We start from the raw sequence: 712 nt of genomic DNA, 5'->3' as shown, positions 1-712 counted from the left end.
GGAAATCGTAGGCGTGGGCGGCGCGGGCGTAGCCCGTGAGGAACGTGTCGGTGCCGAACAGGATGGTGCTGTTCGAGCCGTAGACCAGCTCCGGCACCACCCGGTAGTGCAGCGGCGAGGGATAGAGGTAGACCGGCACGCCGGAGACCAGCGGCAGCACCAGCCCGACGGTGAGCCCGAAGGAGTGGAACACCGGCAGGACGTTGAACACCTTGTCGGTGCGGCCGAAATCGATCCGCGCCTGGGCCTGGGCGGCGTTGGCCAGCATGTTGCGGTGGGACAGCACCACGCCCTTCGGCGTGCCCTCGCTGCCCGAGGTGAACAGGATCGCGGCCGGATCCTCCGGGCGGCGGGGATGAAGCGCCTGCCGCCAGCTCAAGAAGCCGCGGAGCTTGTCGATCCGGCCGACCTGCCCGCGGACATCCTCCAGGTAGACGATCCTCAGGCTCTGGCTCAGCGCCTCCACCAGGGCGTCGAGGCGGCCCTTCTGCACGAAGGCCCGGGAGGTGACGATGGTCTCGACCTCCGCCGCCTTGCAGGCGTTGAGGATGTTGGTCGGGCCGGCGGTGAAGTTGATCATCGCCGGCACCCGGCCCGCCGACATCACGCCGAGCACCGTGACGGCCGCCGCGTTGGCATTCGGCAGCATCACGCCGATGGCCCGGCCCTGCGGGGCGAGCGGCCCGAGCTTGGCCCCCAGCACCCGGGCGCA

General features: G+C 70.4%; 1 protein-coding gene. It reads right to left on the bottom strand.

The window, feature by feature from the left end; translation table 11 throughout:
• The coding region (locus VP06_RS07490; protein WP_048463207.1) for an AMP-binding protein at positions 1 to 712 on the bottom strand (712 nt) is incomplete at both ends.

The sequence above is a fragment of the Methylobacterium aquaticum genome, assembly GCF_001043915.1.
GTDB lineage: Bacteria > Pseudomonadota > Alphaproteobacteria > Rhizobiales > Beijerinckiaceae > Methylobacterium > Methylobacterium aquaticum.
This window is presented reverse-complemented; position numbering and strand designations above follow the sequence as displayed.